This is a genomic window from Chitinophaga sp. CB10 (genome assembly GCA_001870995.2).
Lineage (GTDB): Bacteria > Bacteroidota > Bacteroidia > Chitinophagales > Chitinophagaceae > Chitinophaga.
Window position 1 is genome coordinate 112,306 of the sequence record MLAV02000002.1, and the last position, 16,176, is coordinate 128,481.

Genomic DNA, 16,176 nt, shown 5'->3' on the forward strand with positions numbered 1-16,176 from the left:
TTAATTATCAAACGGAGTTCCGGTTGTCAGAACTCCGTTTGATGTGGAAAATTGTCAATTATTTTATTTGCTGCAAGTCAGCAATACTTATCTTAAATGCATCTGCATATTTCTGCAGCATTTTCTGGCTTAAACGCGCAAATACCGCGGGCTTCATATGTCTTTTCACCTGCCATTGGAATTTCCCCACATAGTTTGCCAGGAGGGCAAGGTCCATGATGTTTTTTTCCATGTAGTAGGCGATAGGGCTTACTTCGCCGGCGAGTACCTTTTGTTTGGCCGTTTCCACCCTTTTATTCACTTCTTCCCAGGCCTGGCCGAGTGCGATGTTTTCAGGCTCCCAGCCAGCACTCTGCACCTGCACATAGTTGCCCGAGTTATCCACCGCATACATAATCTGTTTGAATGTACCTTCATGCAGGTTATCCTTGTCTTGCGGTACTTCCTCTTTTTTCATGACAGCAGTTTTAAAGGTGAATGCCTATACCACGGTGATGTGGGCGTAAGCATAGGAGAAACGCGCGCTTTCCGGCACCATCATCACGATCTTCTGACCTTTCTTCAGGCGGCCGGTATTCATCAGTTCTTCCAGCATCAGGTAAGGAGATGCCGTACCTACGTTGCCTACGCGGTCCAGGTTGGTGAACCATTTTTCCAGCGGAATAGGTACGCCGATGCGGGTGATCTCTTCATCAATCTTTAAACGGAAAAATTCAGAGGAGAGATGCGGCAGGAAGAAATCGATTTCATTCAGGTTGATACCATAGCGTTCTACCAGGTTTTTCCACATCTGCGCGCCGGAAGGCACTATATTTTTACCTAACAACCGGGTATCCTGTTTGAAGGAGAACACACTGTGGAAGGCCCATTCGTCCGGAGTCATTTCAATCCAGCCTTTGGTGCCGCCATCTTCCGTTTTGATAGCGCCGGAATACATACAGGTTTCCAGTTCATTGGCGTAGGAGGCAATTTCCACCCAGTCTACCCTTAAGGACAAACCATCTTCGTTCGGCTTGTCGGAGAAGTAGGCGGCGCTGGCGCCGTCGGACAGCATCCAGCGGAGGAAATCTTTTTCAAAAGCGATGTAGCCGTTGGCATCCAGCGCTTTCTGGGCATCTCTTTCCGGCTGGAATTTTTCAGCCAGCATCCAGGCGGAGAATTTTTCGGAGCCTGTACTTACCGCGTTGGTGGTATTTCCGCAACGGATAGACATCCAGGCATATTTAAAAGCCTGCATACCTGCGGCGCAGGCGCCGGTAGCTGCAATCAGCTCTACGGGCTGACATTTCAGCAAACCGTGCACCATAGCGGCATGGTTAGGCAATAACTGATCTGGGGATGTAGTACCACAGGCAAGAAGCTGCAGGTTACTGATTGGGTTTTTGTCGTCAAACAATGCCTTTACCGCCTCAGCTGTCATTTCCGCGTTGGTATGGGTCGACTTCCCTTCTTTATCCAGTGAATAATAACGGGTTTTGATCTTGTTATTTCCCAAAATCTTCAACCGCATGCGGGAAGGCTTTCCATCTACCATCCCGAGAATGCTCTCCATTTCTTCATTTTCTACAGGCTTATTAGGCAAAAATTTTGAAAGCCTGTTAATATAAACTTCCTTCATTTGAAAAAATTCGTCTTTAAAAGGCACATGCAACAAGCTGGATAGGCCATACAAGGGTGCATGTTATGATGGTATATGTATTATACGAACGTAAATATAGAATTCTAATCTGAATTACAATTATTACGCCACCAGACAAAACAGCCGGGATAATTACAGGTCGGCATAGTCAGCCTGTATTTACACTCAACGGAGGGCGATACCTTTATAGTATTCCACCTCCCTTTGCAGTTCGTTCTTTTTCAGGTTTAATTTTATAAGGGAAGATATCAGTGTTATGGGTGAAAGTACCACGATACCAGGTAATAATAACGAACGGTACATGGTGACGCGCCCCTGCCGCGATTCGGCTCCAGGGCCTCCTTTGGCGCTGATAAATTTGGCCCAGAAGCGGAAAGCCTTGATGCCCCTGCCTTCCAGCAGTATCAGGTTAGGGATCAGTTCCACCGCGTGGAGGTTAATCAGTTCCTGCTGCAGTCCGTTCCAGTTACCACTTTCCAGCGCTGCGGCGATGGGGGCGGCAAAACGGGCGCTGGTAACAATTTCGTTCTCCTGCACACCGGCCGGCGGCAGGTATTTGGTAGCGGCCTTCAGTCCTTTAAACTGCCATCTCAACACCGTGATCAGGGATACGAGGTTCGGGGATTTGTCTACCAGTACAATATTTCCTACCAGGCTCGCCCCTGCCTGCTGCAGGTATTTCTTCACGGATTCCTGGGCATTGAGCCACATGTTACGGGCGCCGAGCAGGGTGATCACCTTTTTACCTTTCAGCAACTGCCGGCCCTGCTCACTCTGCAAGAAGGCCGCCGTAGGCTGCGAAGGAGATAAAAACCAGGGCTGGTACGCCAGGATCACCAAATCAAAATGCGCATTCACATCAACTTTCAAAGGTTGAATACCACGTGGCGTTTGCAGTACCGTTTCCGGCATTGTATCGTAAAAAGTCTGCTTTTTCCAGGGAAATGCAAAAGGCTCTGTGGGAACCAGTTGCTCGAAAGTTACATCCACTTTGCCTTCCAGCGGCGCCAGCACATGATCTACAATCCTTTTCAGTTGCCCGGTTTGCGTATAATATACTACCAGGACCTTAGGTTTTACATTCATAAAAGGAACAGGAGTTCAACATTAATTAAGCTGTAAACATACAAAAAAGATACTATCATTTATATGATTTAATGATAATTTGATGTAAAGCGGGGTCTGCAATCAGGGGGACATTGGGGTATAAAAGGTGGCTGCTCAGGGATTGTGCCCCAGCCAGGTGCAACACCAATCGGCTTACTGTAGTTGTTGCTGCACCTGGTCTAAAGGACTTTGAATATTTTCTTCTAAATAACTAAGAATCAGTCTTTTTATGATACAAAATTTGTTAAAATTTTGTAAATATTATTTGATCTGCTTGATTCCGCCAGCCCCGGTGATGGACTGTGTAACCTGTGGGGAACCTTTATAGGAGATGTCTCCCGTGCCGGTGATATTGGCTTTCAGCGTCACGCTCGCGTGTACCTGGGCGCTGCCCGTTCCTGAGATGTTCACTTTCGTATTTTCAGTCAGCAGGTCCAGGCCGTTAAAATTGCCTACCCCGGAAATGGAAACTTTCAGATCGCGGGTCTGTCCGGATACTTTCATATCGCCAGCGCCGGCAATGGCTGCATCCACAACAGGCGCATCCACCTTGCCTGACAGCTGTCCGCTGCCGGTAACGCGCAGGCGGATGGATTCCCGGTTGGTCAGCGTACCCTCCACGTCAATGTCCCCGCTGCCTTCTACCCTGATAGCGTCCAGCTCGGGTGAGCTGAGGTACACGTCAAACTTTCCATGCGTGCTGACGTTGTTGACGTCATCACGGAGTCTTACAATCAGTTCCTCGCCATCCCGCACCAGTTCAATCAGCGGAACAATGTTGCTCTCCGCCTCAATCACGGCGGGTTTGATCTCCCCCTGCTGAATATGGACGTTCATGCCATCTCTTACCTTCAGGGTGCGGAAAGCGGTAATCTGGCGTTCTTCCTTGATTACATTACCATTTCCTTTTATACGGCGGAAGTTACAGGAAGTTAATAATACGAGGGTGGTTAGGGTCAGGAGCCCATGGCAAAGGCTTGTGTTGATTCTCATAAATGCTGGATTATGCCAGAAAGATACAACCCAATTTCGGAATTTGGAATCAGATAAGCCGAATTTCCCATAATGACTTTATCTTTGCACCACCATGACAGAAAAGATACTTATCCTCGATTTCGGTTCACAGTACACGCAGCTCATTGCACGCAGCATCCGCGAACTGAATGTTTATTGCGAAATTAAACCATGCCTTCAGCCAATTGCATGGGATGAATCCATCAAAGGCATCATTTTATCCGGTAGTCCGTTTTCCGTAAATGATCCAAACGCACCTTCCGTTGACATTGCAGCTATGGCCGAAAAAGTGCCGGTACTCGGTATCTGCTACGGCGCGCAGCTGATGGCTAAAAACTTCGGCGGCGAAGTAGCCAAAAGTAATATCCGTGAGTACGGTCGCGCTTTCATGGAACACAGCGATAAAGAGGAAAAATTATTATATGATATCTCCGGTAAAAGCCAGGTTTGGATGAGTCACTCCGACACCATCAAAAAAATACCTGATACCTTCGAGATCATCGCTACTACAGAAAATATCCCGGTGGCCGCTTTCAAAAGCCTGACAGTGGCTAAAAACCCGGTGTTCGGTCTGCAATTCCACCCGGAAGTAACGCACTCCCTGGAAGGTAAACAGATCATCCGCAACTTCCTCATCCACATCTGCGGTTGCAGCCAGGACTGGACTCCTGCCCACTTCGTGCAGGAAACAGTGGCCCGCATCAAGGAACAGGTAGGCGATAAAAGAGTGGTAATGGCCCTCAGCGGCGGGGTAGACAGCACCGTTGCGGCTGAACTCATCCACAAAGCCATCGGCAGCAACCTTTTCTGCATCTTCGTAGACAATGGCCTGCTCCGCAAAAACGAATACGAAACCGTACTGGAATCCTATAAACACATGGGGCTGAACGTAAAAGGGGTGAACGCGAAAGACCTCTTCTACAGCCAGCTGGACGGCGTTTCCGATCCTGAACAAAAACGTAAGATCATCGGCCGCCTCTTCATCGAAGTATTCCAGCAGGAATCCGCCGAACTGAAGGACATCTCCTTCCTCGGCCAGGGTACCATCTACCCCGATGTAATTGAATCCGTTTCCGTAAACGGACCTTCCGTTACCATCAAATCCCACCACAACGTGGGCGGCCTCCCTGAAAAGATGAACATGCAGCTGGTAGAGCCGCTGCGCTTCCTCTTCAAGGATGAAGTACGCCGCGTAGGCCGCGAAATCGGTATCAGCGATATCTTCCTGGGCCGCCATCCGTTCCCGGGTCCTGGTCTGGCCATCCGTATCCTCGGCGCCATCACCCCGGAAAAAGTGAACATGCTGCAGGAAGCAGACGCCATCTACATTGAAGGACTCCGTGAAGCAGGCCTGTACGACAAAGTATGGCAGGCGGGTACCATCCTGCTGCCGGTACAGAGCGTAGGCGTAATGGGCGACGAGCGTACCTACGAGTTTACCGTAGCCCTCCGCGCCGTAACCTCCGTTGACGGTATGACCGCCGACTGGGCGCACCTGCCATATGAGTTCCTGGCAAAAATGTCCAATGATATAATCAACAGGGTTAAAGGTATTAACCGCGTTGTTTACGATATCAGCTCCAAGCCGCCTGCCACCATCGAGTGGGAATAACGGGCATCTGATGAGCCTCAATAACCGATCGGCACAACTTATGCAGTAGTTGCCGGTCGGTTGTTAAATTTATATCAAGCACACAAACTGCCAAATGTTATGAGCCTGTCTTTTTCTATAAAACACCTGTTTGCCGGAGTGGCCATCGCGCTCGCCATCAGCGCCTGCTCTTCCTCCCGCAAAACCGTATCTAAACCTGCTCCCGCACCAAATGCAACTGCTGCCCAACCCACTCCTGAAAAAAAGCCGGAACCCAAAAAGGCAGAAAAGCAAGCGCCTTTCAACGTACCCGCTTTTGCCAAAGAAGTGAAAAGAAGCACCTACAACGTGGCCATCTTTGCGCCGCTGTATCTCGATTCCGTATTTGCCACCTCCAACGATATTCCCGGCCGTACCATGCCGCGCTATGTACTGCCAGGGCTTGAATTTTACGAAGGCGCACAGCTGGCCCTCGATACGCTGCAAACACAGGGCTACAATCTCCGTGTAACCGTGTACGACAGCAAGGGTAAACAAAGCATTTCCAGCCTGATCCGCTCCAAAGTACTGGATGCGACCGACCTGATCATCGGCTCGGTGACCAATCCGGACCTGAAGGAACTGAGCGATTTCTCCCGCGATAAACAGATCAATTTCGTTTCCGCTACCTATCCAAATGATGGCGGCGTTACGGACAACCCATTCCTGTTTATCAGCAACAGCACCCTGAAAACGCATACCGAAGCCCTGCAGCAGTATGTGCAGGAAACCTTCGCTAATAAGAACATCGTACTCCTGCGCAGGAACACCGCCTTTGAAGCCCGCATGTATGCTGATTTCAAAGCCGCGTACGACAAAATGGATTACGCCAAAAAATCCAGGATCCGGGAATTTGTATGGAACGATGCCACCACCGCGGACGAACTTTCCAAAGTGCTGCTCACGGACCGCACCAATATCCTCGTAGTAACCGCGCTGGATGAAAACGGCGCCAAAACCTTGCTGCGTAAGCTCAGCGGTATTACCGCCACTTACCCGATGCAGGTCTATGGCATGCCTACCTGGGACATCTTCCGCTTTAAAGAGCCGGAATTCAAAGGCATGAACATCTACTACTCTTCGCCTTACTATAACGATAAGAACGATTACTACACGAGGTATGTAACGGACTACTTCCGCCGCACCTACCGCGCGCGCCCGTCCGACATGGCGATCAAAGGATTCGACATGACTTACTATTTTGTGAAGCTGCTGCGCGACAAAGGCGTGTACTTCAATGCATATGCCAACGATGAGCCTAAAATCATCAGCCGGTATAACTTCCAGCCGGTGTATGTCAGAGAAGGGGAGAGCGCTCCATCCTACTTTGAAAACAAGAATATCTACATCTACCAGAAAGGAGAATCAGAAGATATCAAAATGAATACAGGTAACTGATTTGCCGTTTACAGGGGGTTTTTGCCTGTCGGCAGACGGAGGGGACAGCGCTGAGCGCCGTCCCCTCTTCCTTTTTAATAGCCCGGGTGAAATAGTCCGTTATCCAAATTTTTTTCTCCATTTTCGGATTAAATAAATATTAACTTAGCGAAGGAACCAACATCTAAACAACCAAAATTCTAATCTTTGTCTATTCATCCGGTGTAAGAACCTGCTGATTGCTAACCTAATAAGCGTACTAAATTCATGTCAACGAATACAGGGTTAACAGAAACGGAACTGATAGCACAAATGCAAAGCGGTGACATGGCGGCCTTCGACGCCATCTACCATCTCTATTTTCAGGCGGTACACGGAAACATCCTGCGGCTCACCCACGATGCGGCCGCCACCGATGATATTATCCAGGAAGTTTTTATCAGGTTATGGGAGAAGAAAGATACGCTCGATGCGTCCAGGCCCATCGGCAACTGGTTGTTTGTTGTCAGCTATAACCGGAGTATGAATTACCTGCGCGACAGGCAGCGGGAAAAACTGGCCCCGGAACAACTGGCTACTTCCTTCACCACGGCCGACAATGAATGGCAGATCACCGAAGCGCAGCTGCAACTGATAGAAGAAGCGATCGGCCAGCTGCCGCCACAACGCAAACGCGTGTTCACCCTCTGCAAGCTGCAGGGCAAAACCTATTCAGAGGCCGCCGAAGCCCTGAACATCTCCCGCTATACCGTAAAGGAACATATCGCCAAAGCGAACGATTTTATCCGGGAATACGCCCGTATGCATCCTGACAAGGCGTTCCAGCTCGGCCTCCCCCTGCTGGCTTACCTGGCAGCTACCACCTAAAAAATATTTTTTTACACAGCCCCCCTCTCCCCCTGCCACGGTGTATTAATATAAACGCTAACCGTGGATATGGACCACTACATCATCGCACTGCTCGAAAAAGAACACTGGACGGAAGAAGACCGCCAGCGGGTAATGCATTACCTGGCCACTTCCGACAGGAGCGAGCTGCAACAGCACCTGCTGCGCCGCTTCCGGGAAACTGCCGGCCAGCAACAGCCCGGCGAAAATGCTAAGGCGCTGTTACAGCAGATCCATAGCCGTTTGCAACCGGTTACCCCGGCCTCACCGCGTTTCAGATACCGTAAACTCATCATAGCGTCCACAGCAGCGGCCGCTGCATTACTGGCAGTGGTGGTGATGACGGCTCCACATCTCTCCCTAAAAAATAAAAAAACTACTACCCCTGCCACGCTTATGGCGAGCAGGTTTGGGGAAGATGTAGCCCCCGGCTCCAATAAAGCCACCCTCACACTCGGCAACGGCAAAACCGTAGTCCTGGAAGAAGCGAAGGACGGCGCCATTGCCGCCGGCGATGAAAAGATCCATAAAACGAAGGATGAACTGGTGTACAACCACGACGGCCAGTCCACTGCCATGAACACCCTGCAAACGCCCAAAGGCGGTCAATACCAGGTAGTGCTTTCCGATGGCACGAAGGTCTGGCTCAATGCCGCCAGTACCCTGACTTACCCGGCCGCCTTCGGGGGCAACAGCCGTACCGTGACCCTCAGCGGCGAAGCCTACTTTGAAGTAGCCGCCAATCCTAACCTGCCCTTCTTCGTTAACACCGCAGGAGAACAGGTGCAGGTACTGGGCACCAGCTTTAACGTGAAAGCCTATACGGAGGAGAAACGCCATACCACCACCCTCATAACGGGCTCCGTGAAGGTAGCCAGGGCGGAGAAAGCGGTGATCCTGCAACCGGGCGAGCAAACGGTGTACACCAAAGCCAGCGGGCGTTTACAGGCTTCCGGCGGCGACCCTGCCCGGGCCATCGCCTGGAAAAACGGGCAGTTCGCATTTAAGAACGACGACCTGAAAGACGTCATGCAAACCATCAGCAGGTGGTACGATACAGATGTTCAATACGACGAAACTTTAGATATATCAGCTATTCATGTAACAGGATTTATGCGCCGGCAGGCCAATCTTTCCAGCACGCTGGAAATACTGGAGCTCACCGCTGGCGTACATTTCAAAGTTCAGGGACGGACCATAAGCGTAACCAGGTAATTCAATAAAAATTCACAGATACTTTGTTTGCATCAGCGTCTGCGCGCGCGCTGATACAACACACTATTGTATTCCACAAACTTACCAGCAATGAAAACAAATGTACCCATCCAACGATGGCCCGGCAAATGCAGACCAGCTCTTTTCCGCTTCGGCCTGCTGCTCCTGCTCGCCATCTCGATGCAGACATCGGCGGGCGCACTGGCACAGGATCAGCCACTGACGGTTAAAGCCAAGGATGCCAGCCTGGAAACCATCTTCAGCATCATCCGGAAGCAAAGCGACTACCTCTTCATCTTCCGCGATGAAAACCTCTCTAAAGTTGCCAATAAAGTGACGCTCTCACTTGAGAAAGCAACGATAGACCAGGTGATGAATAAATGCCTGGAAGGCACCTCCCTCAGCTACCGCATTGTGGATAAAACGGTGATCCTCATTCCCAGGCAAGAGGAACAAAGCTCCCGGCAGGTAGCGCCGGAATCTATCACGGGCACCGTGCAGGACGCTACTACCGGCGAAGTGCTGCCCGGCGTAACCGTTGGCGTGAAAGGCACTTCCAACGGTACCATCACCAATGCAAATGGTAAATTTGAATTGAAGAATATAACGCTGCCGGCTACACTGAATTTCACCTTCGTAGGCTTTACCGCCCAACAACTCGTCATCACCAAAGCACAACATATCAACGTTCTCCTGAAACGCGAAAGCAAGGACATGCAGCAGGTGGTGGTAATCGGCTACGGTACGCAGAAGAAAGTAGACCTCACCGGCGCAGTGGGTAGTTTCAAACCTACCGAGCTCAATGCCCGCCCGGTACTGGGCCCAGACCAGATGATGCAGGGCCGCATTGCCGGCGTAAACGTCAGCTCCGCCTCCGGTACGCCAGGCGGCGCCGTACGCGTGAGCATCCGCGGTATCGGCTCCATCAGCGCCAGCAACGAACCGCTGTACGTGATCGACGGGGTGCCGGTAATGCCGCATAACGCCGCCATCACCAACTTCGGGGAAAGCATGAACCCATTGGCAGAACTGAATCCGAACGACATCGAGTCCATCGACGTCCTCAAAGACGCCGCCTCCGCCTCCATCTACGGCTCCCGCGCTACCAACGGCGTGGTGCTCATCACCACCAAAAGCGGCCGGAAAGGCAAAGGCCAGCTGACCGTGAATACTTTCGCCAGCATGCAGGAAGTAGCGCGGCTCAGCAAGGTAAAAATGGCCAACAGCGCGCAATATGTGGAAGTCGCCAACGAGGCCATCGATAACTACAATAACCAGTACGGCTATACGCCGGGCAACAGCAAATTCATCCCCTACATCTACAATCCCTACCCGGGGCTGCCGGAAACAGACTGGATGGATGAGGTGCTGCGCAAAGCCTACACCAAAAGCCTGGATGTAGCGGCATCCGGCGGTACGGACAAAAGTACCTACTACATCAGCGGCGGTTACCTGAACCAGCAAGGCACCATTAAAACCAACGGGCTGGAAAAATACATGGCCCGCATCAACGTAACGAGCGAGCCCGTAAGCTGGGCGCGCATAGGCGCCAACATGAGCCTCACCTATTCCAAAAATAACCGCGTGCCGGGTTCCAACCTCGGTAGTACCATCATGGGCCGCAGCCTGCCGCAACGCCCGTTTGACAGGCCTTACAAGCCTAATGGCGATTATTACGTTGGTGGCACCAGCGACCTCGTTTATCACAATCCCGTGCAGATACTCAACGAAGAAACCGCCTACCTGGAAAACTACCGCCTCCTGGGCAACCTCTTCGCGGAACTGAAACTGGCCAAAGGGCTAACCTTCAAAACATCCCTGGGTACGGACCTGATCTATACGCACGATTACATCTACTATAACCAGAAACACCCTTATGGCACCGGTAATGGCAGAAATATTGATGAGCGCCGCCTGCTGAGCAACATCCTGCTGGAAAACACCCTCAGCTACAGCACCAACTTCGGTAAGCTGAAGGCCGACTTCCTCGCGGGGCAATCCTTCCAGCGTAACAGCGTCAGCTCTTCCAGCATCGACGGTAACGGCTTCCCTGCCCCATCGTTTGACGTGCTGGATGCTGCCGCAGTGATCAACGAGGCAGGTACCAACCTCTATGGCAACGCCATGGAATCCTACTTCGCCAGGGCCAACTTCGCGTGGTCCGATAAATACCTGCTCGGCGTTTCCATGCGTACGGACGGCTCCTCCCGCTTTTCCCCGCAGAACAGGTATGGCTATTTCCCTTCCGTATCCGCAGGATGGCAGGTATCCAAAGAGCCTTTCTGGCATTCGCCCGCTACGGACCTGAAAGTACGCGTGAGCTACGGCGCTACCGGTAACCAGGAAGGCGTGAGCAACTATGCTTACCAATCCCTTACTACCGGCGGTTTCAACTACGATGGTAAAAGCGGCATCTCCGTTACTACCACCGGCAACAATGACCTTACCTGGGAAAAGGCCAACCAGCTGGATGCCGGCATCGACCTCTCCCTGCTGAAAGGCGCTATAGAAGTAACCCTGGATTACTTCAATAAGAAGACCACCAACCTCCTGTACAACATGCCTATCCAGGGTACTTCCGGCTTTACCAGCATCACCAGCAACATCGGCTCCATGCTGAACACCGGGGTGGAACTCGGCGTGAATACCAATGTAAACCTGGGCCCTGTGGTATGGAATTCCAACTTCAACATCGCCTATGTAAAGAACCGCATCACTTCCCTGATCGGCAACAACGATGTGCTGAGCATCGGCAGCAACCGCGGCCTGAAAGTGGGCGAAGATATCGGTAGCTTCTGGGTGTACAAGATGACAGGCATCTACCAGGACGACAAGGAAGTGCCGAAACCGCTGTACGATATTGGCGTACGCGCCGGCGACGTGAAGTACGAGGACCTCAACAACGATGGAAATATCGACATCAACGACCGCAAGATCGTAGGCAGCTCCAATCCTGACTTCTACGGCGGCTGGAACAATACCTTCCGTTACCGCAACTTCGACCTTGGCGTATTTGTGAATTATTCCGTTGGTGCGGATGTATATGCCTCCTGGCGGATTAACGCAGAAAAGCTGGGCCTCAGCGGGTTTAACAGCACGCTGCGTTCTGTGGAAACCAGGTGGACCGGCCCCGGCACCAGCAATACCACGCCAAGAGCGATTTACAACCTCGGGTATAACATCTATAACAGCTCCCGCTGGCTGGAAGACGGCTCCTTCCTGCGCCTGAGAAGCGTTTCGCTGGGTTACAACCTCCCTGCTTCCCTGTTGCAGAAAGCGCACATCTCACGCTTACGCATATACGCACAAGCGGATAACCTCTGGTTATGGACCAAATACAACGGCCTGGATCCGGAAGTAAATTCCAATACGGACCCACGCTTCCTCGGGGAAGATAACCTGATATTACCGCAACCGCGTTCCTTTATCATCGGACTTAACCTGGGCTTCTAACCAATCGCTTTACTGATCATGAAAAAGACCATCTTACCCATCATATTAGCCGGCGCCATGGCTTTCAGTTCCTGCAGCGGCCTGCTGGACGTGAAGTCCCACTCCGCCGTTGCCACCAATACGCTTTCCCCGGACGATGTGGAGTCCTTCCTGAGCGGCATCTACAACCGTGTGCAAAATGCGCCAGGCGCGGAATCCTACATCATGTTCGACATCACGGGCGGCAACCTGATCAACTCCGGTTCCACCACTGACGGGGGCTTAAATACTTTTATCAGCAATATCATGCGGCCGGAGCAGGGCCTGATGAGTACCGCCTGGAACGGCTATTACAGCGCGTTGTACCAGATCAACAACCTGCTGGCATCCGCTTCCCAGCTGCCTGAATCCACCCGCAAAAATGAAGTGCTGGGGATCGTGCACTTCTTCCGCGCTTATGAGTATTACAACCTCGTTACCCGCTGGGGCGGCGTACCCGTACTGGAAAAAAATACGGCGAACAAAGTGCCCCGGAACACCGAGGCGGAAGTATGGGCATTTATTGAAAAGGAGCTGGAAGCGGCCATCGCTACGGCCCCTGCCTACTCCAACGGCGCTTACAACTATGTGTCCAACATGGCGGCAAAAGCCCTCATGGCTCGCGTAAAGCTGGCGCAGCACAAAAATTCCGAAGCGGCCACCTATGCAGAAGAGGTGATAAAATCCGGCTTTTTCCAGCTGGACGCTTTTGAAAAGATCTTCCGCGCGCTCGCCAATACGGAAGTTATCTTCTCCTTTAAAAATGCTACGATTGAGTCCAACACCAATATCAGCACCCTGTTTTATACCTACGCCCATCCTGTGAAAGGCAGCTATGTGTACCGCCCTACCAACGAGGTAATGAACCTCTTCACGGCAACGGATACACGCAGGGCGATGACGGTAGATACCTACCAGGGCCTGAACGTAATCAACAAATACCCCAGCGGGCAATCCGGTACCGATCCGCTGATCGTGGTACGCATCGCAGAAATGTACCTGATCAGCGCGGAAGGCCAGGGCCTGGCCGGCTTATCCCGGCTGAACGAGCTGCGCGCTGCCCGTGGCCTGGCGGCTGTAACGCCTGCAACAGAGGAGGATTACCTCAATACGGTTTTATTGGAGAGAAGGAAAGAATTCGTGGGAGAAGGCTTCCGCTGGTTTGACCTCGTACGGCTGAACAGGACCAGCGACCTGGGCCTGGCGGAAAGGGAGTCGAAATTCCCGATACCGATGAACGAGCTCGCGTTAAACAACTTACTACAGCAAAATCCAAAATATTAAGACCATGCAAGTTATTAGACTGGCCTGCTTCCTGCTGTTGAGCATCACAGCGGTAGCCTGCAACAAAGACACCACCGCTCCCGCGCACCGCAAGCCGGTGACGGAGCTCGCAAAAAGAATCACCGACAGCACCAGCATCATGGCGGAAGTTTTTTCCGACACCAGCTTCACCATTGCACCCGGGATTGAAGAAACGGATATCCACTACCTGAGCCAGACCGGCTACACCATGCGTATTTTTTTGCTGAAGGTAGACATGAATAAGCCGGACATCCGCCTGCAGGCAGGCACGCCTTATGGCCTGACGCCCTGGGCGCTGCAAACCGTGCCGGATATGGCAAAGTATATCGACTCCGCGCATAATCGTGTATTCGCTGCCGTTAATGCGGACTTCTTCAGCACCGTAGGCGAGCCGAGAGGTATCATGATGAAGGATGGGAAGATTTATAAAACCACCTGGGCCAATGACCGTAGCGCTACTTTCATCGCGGTGCTGAAAGACGGCAAGCCTTTCTTCGGCACCCGGGCGGACTTCCCCGTGATGCAGCCACAAATCAGGGATGCGCTCGGCGCCGGGCAGCTGCTGGTGAAAGACAATGTGGTGCAACTGCAAACGGATGTAACCATAGAACCCCGCACAGCGGCCGGTATCAGTCCGGATAACATCCTGTACTTTGCCGTGGTAGACGGCCGCAATTTCTACTACAGCAACGGCATTACCATTACCGACCTCGGCATCTTGCTGAAGGCCTGCGGCGCAAGCACCGTAGTAAACCTGGACGGCGGCGGGTCTTCCACCTTCATGATCCGCCATCCGCTGGCGCCGGTATGGCAGGTACGCAACAAACCTTCTGATGGCAACAATCGCGCTGTGGGCAACAGCTGGATGATCATCAGGGATATCCCTTAATCAATCATGCAACTACCATGAAAAACATCGTATATACGTTACTGTTATTAATGGCCGTATTGGGCGTTTCATGCGGAAAAGACAATGAAACCTCCGCTGTTAAAACATTGAGCATTACTTCCGTTTGGCCGGGCAGCGCGCCGGCAGGCAGCATTGTCATCATCAACGGTAAAAACTTCAGCGGCATAAGGGAAGAGAACGAAGTGAAGTTCAATGGCGTGGCCGCCGTAGTGATCGAAGCCAATCCTGCCCAGCTGCAGGTGGTAACGCCTGAAGGCGGCAGCACCGGCGCTATTACCATCGCCGTACATCAGCAACAGGCTACAGGGCCGGTATTCAACTACACCCTGCCGCCGGTGGAATACATAGTGTCTACCCTGGCGGGCGACGGTACTGCCGGCAGTGTGGAAGGCAGCGGCACAGCAGCCAGGTTCAGAAATCCAGAAGGCGTGGCCGTAGATGCGCAGGGTAAAATCATTGTGGTAGACCGCGGCAATAACCGCATCCGTAAGATCAGCGGCAGCACCGTATCCGCCATTGCCGGCGTGGATGCCGGCGGGTTTAAGGACGGCGCGGCAGCTACAGCACTGTTCAAGCTGCCCTGGCGCTCCGTAGCCGATGCAGCGGGCAACATCTACGTGGCGGACCGGGACAACCACCGCATCCGCAAAATTGCTGCGGATGGTACCGTAAGCACCGTGGCCGGTAGCGGCGTTGCCGGGTTTGCAGATGGCCCCGCGGCTACCGCGAAATTCAACCAGCCGCTGGACGTAGTGGTGGACCCTGCAGGTAACCTCTACGTGGCGGACAACCTCAACCACCGCATCAGAAAAATTTCGATAGATGGAACTGTAAGTACAATCGCCGGCGACGGTACCGCTGCCTATGCAGACGGTACCGGTACTGCCGCAAAGTTCAAAAACCCCAGCGGCCTGGAACTCGACAAGGAGGGCAACCTCTGGATAGCGGACCGCCTCAACCAGCGTATCCGTAAGATTACCCCGGCAGGCGTGGTGACTACTGTTGCAGGGGACGGCACTTCCGGCTATATCGACGGCGTAAACAATGCCGCCAGGTTTGCGGACCCCTACGGGATCACACTGGATAAGGATGGTAACCTCATCATCGCAGATTTAAGTAATAACAAAATAAGGATGGTGGCTGGTGGACAGGTTTCCACCATTGCCGGCACCAGCAGCGGTTTTGCCGATGGCCCGGGTTCTGCGGCGCAGTTTAACCAGCCTACGGATGTTTGCATGGATGCAGCCGGCAACATTTACGTGGCGGACCTGGGTAACCACCGCATCAGGAAGATTGTTAAAAAGTAAACGGTAAACAATGCTAAAGGGCGCTTCCGGTTTCGGAGGCGCTTTTTTTATGCCCGCTATCTGAACCCCATCTTTGCAAATACAATTTTTTTAACGAAGTTCGTACAAGAGAGGGGCGCAATTTGCAACCAAAAACTGCCCTGCGGCTTTGCTGATATTAATGTGAACAATGTGTTTTTTCGACTGGCATTCCCCTTAACCGGCCTATACGCTGTTAAGTTAGTATTAATAATACCGTTATGAAAATAACCCGCATGCTATTAATGCTAACTTGCCCGTAACGGTGGCACAATTCATCCTCATTCTACTGTAA

At 52.1% G+C, this 16,176-nt stretch carries 12 protein-coding genes; 8 read left to right on the forward strand and 4 right to left on the reverse strand.

Annotated elements, in window-relative coordinates; translation table 11 throughout:
• Positions 1 to 58 precede the first annotated feature (58 nt).
• The 4 genes from BOC67_RS03780 to BOC67_RS03795 all read right to left on the reverse strand — a co-directional run bounded on the left by BOC67_RS03780 (position 59) and on the right by BOC67_RS03795 (position 3,739).
• Entirely contained in the window at positions 59 to 457 is a 399-nt protein-coding gene (locus tag BOC67_RS03780) for a hypothetical protein (protein ID WP_291907430.1), read from the reverse strand.
• Between the two features lie 24 nt (positions 458 to 481).
• Complete coding sequence (locus BOC67_RS03785; RefSeq protein WP_291907432.1) at positions 482 to 1,618, reverse strand: beta-ketoacyl-ACP synthase III; 1,137 nt, start codon at positions 1,616 to 1,618, stop codon at positions 482 to 484.
• Positions 1,619 to 1,804: 186 nt separating this feature from the next.
• Entirely contained in the window at positions 1,805 to 2,725 is a 921-nt protein-coding gene (locus tag BOC67_RS03790) for a hypothetical protein (RefSeq protein ID WP_291907435.1), read from the reverse strand.
• A gap of 282 nt (positions 2,726 to 3,007) precedes the next feature.
• The gene (locus BOC67_RS03795) at positions 3,008 to 3,739 is read right to left on the reverse strand and encodes a head GIN domain-containing protein (protein WP_291907438.1); all 732 of its coding nucleotides are present in this window, start codon (positions 3,737 to 3,739) and stop codon (positions 3,008 to 3,010) included.
• A gap of 94 nt (positions 3,740 to 3,833) precedes the next feature.
• On the opposite strand from BOC67_RS03795, the gene guaA reads away from it, so the two are divergent.
• The 8 genes from guaA to BOC67_RS03835 all read left to right on the forward strand — a co-directional run bounded on the left by guaA (position 3,834) and on the right by BOC67_RS03835 (position 15,863).
• Complete coding sequence (gene guaA, locus BOC67_RS03800; protein WP_291907440.1) at positions 3,834 to 5,372, forward strand: glutamine-hydrolyzing GMP synthase; 1,539 nt, start codon at positions 3,834 to 3,836, stop codon at positions 5,370 to 5,372.
• A 99-nt stretch (positions 5,373 to 5,471) separates the two neighbouring features.
• On the forward strand, positions 5,472 to 6,788 hold the full coding sequence (locus BOC67_RS03805) for an ABC transporter substrate-binding protein (RefSeq protein WP_291907442.1): 1,317 nt from the start codon (positions 5,472 to 5,474) through the stop codon (positions 6,786 to 6,788).
• A 246-nt stretch (positions 6,789 to 7,034) separates the two neighbouring features.
• Positions 7,035 to 7,634, forward strand: a complete 600-nt coding sequence (locus tag BOC67_RS03810) for a sigma-70 family RNA polymerase sigma factor (RefSeq protein ID WP_291907444.1) — start codon at positions 7,035 to 7,037, stop codon at positions 7,632 to 7,634.
• 69 nt (positions 7,635 to 7,703) lie between these two features.
• The gene (locus BOC67_RS03815) at positions 7,704 to 8,870 is read left to right on the forward strand and encodes a FecR family protein (protein ID WP_291907447.1); all 1,167 of its coding nucleotides are present in this window, start codon (positions 7,704 to 7,706) and stop codon (positions 8,868 to 8,870) included.
• Between the two features lie 90 nt (positions 8,871 to 8,960).
• Positions 8,961 to 12,323 (forward strand): TonB-dependent receptor, encoded by a 3,363-nt coding sequence (locus tag BOC67_RS03820; RefSeq protein WP_291907449.1) that lies wholly within the window; start codon positions 8,961 to 8,963, stop codon positions 12,321 to 12,323.
• An 18-nt stretch (positions 12,324 to 12,341) separates the two neighbouring features.
• Positions 12,342 to 13,625 carry a RagB/SusD family nutrient uptake outer membrane protein gene (locus tag BOC67_RS03825; protein ID WP_291907451.1) on the forward strand — a complete coding sequence of 428 codons (1,284 nt, stop codon included), beginning with the start codon at positions 12,342 to 12,344 and terminating at the stop codon, positions 13,623 to 13,625.
• A gap of 4 nt (positions 13,626 to 13,629) precedes the next feature.
• On the forward strand, positions 13,630 to 14,535 hold the full coding sequence (locus BOC67_RS03830) for a phosphodiester glycosidase family protein (protein WP_291907454.1): 906 nt from the start codon (positions 13,630 to 13,632) through the stop codon (positions 14,533 to 14,535).
• 17 nt (positions 14,536 to 14,552) lie between these two features.
• Positions 14,553 to 15,863, forward strand: coding sequence for an IPT/TIG domain-containing protein (locus tag BOC67_RS03835; RefSeq protein WP_291907456.1), 1,311 nt, complete (start codon positions 14,553 to 14,555; stop codon positions 15,861 to 15,863).
• Positions 15,864 to 16,176: the final 313 nt, after the last annotated feature.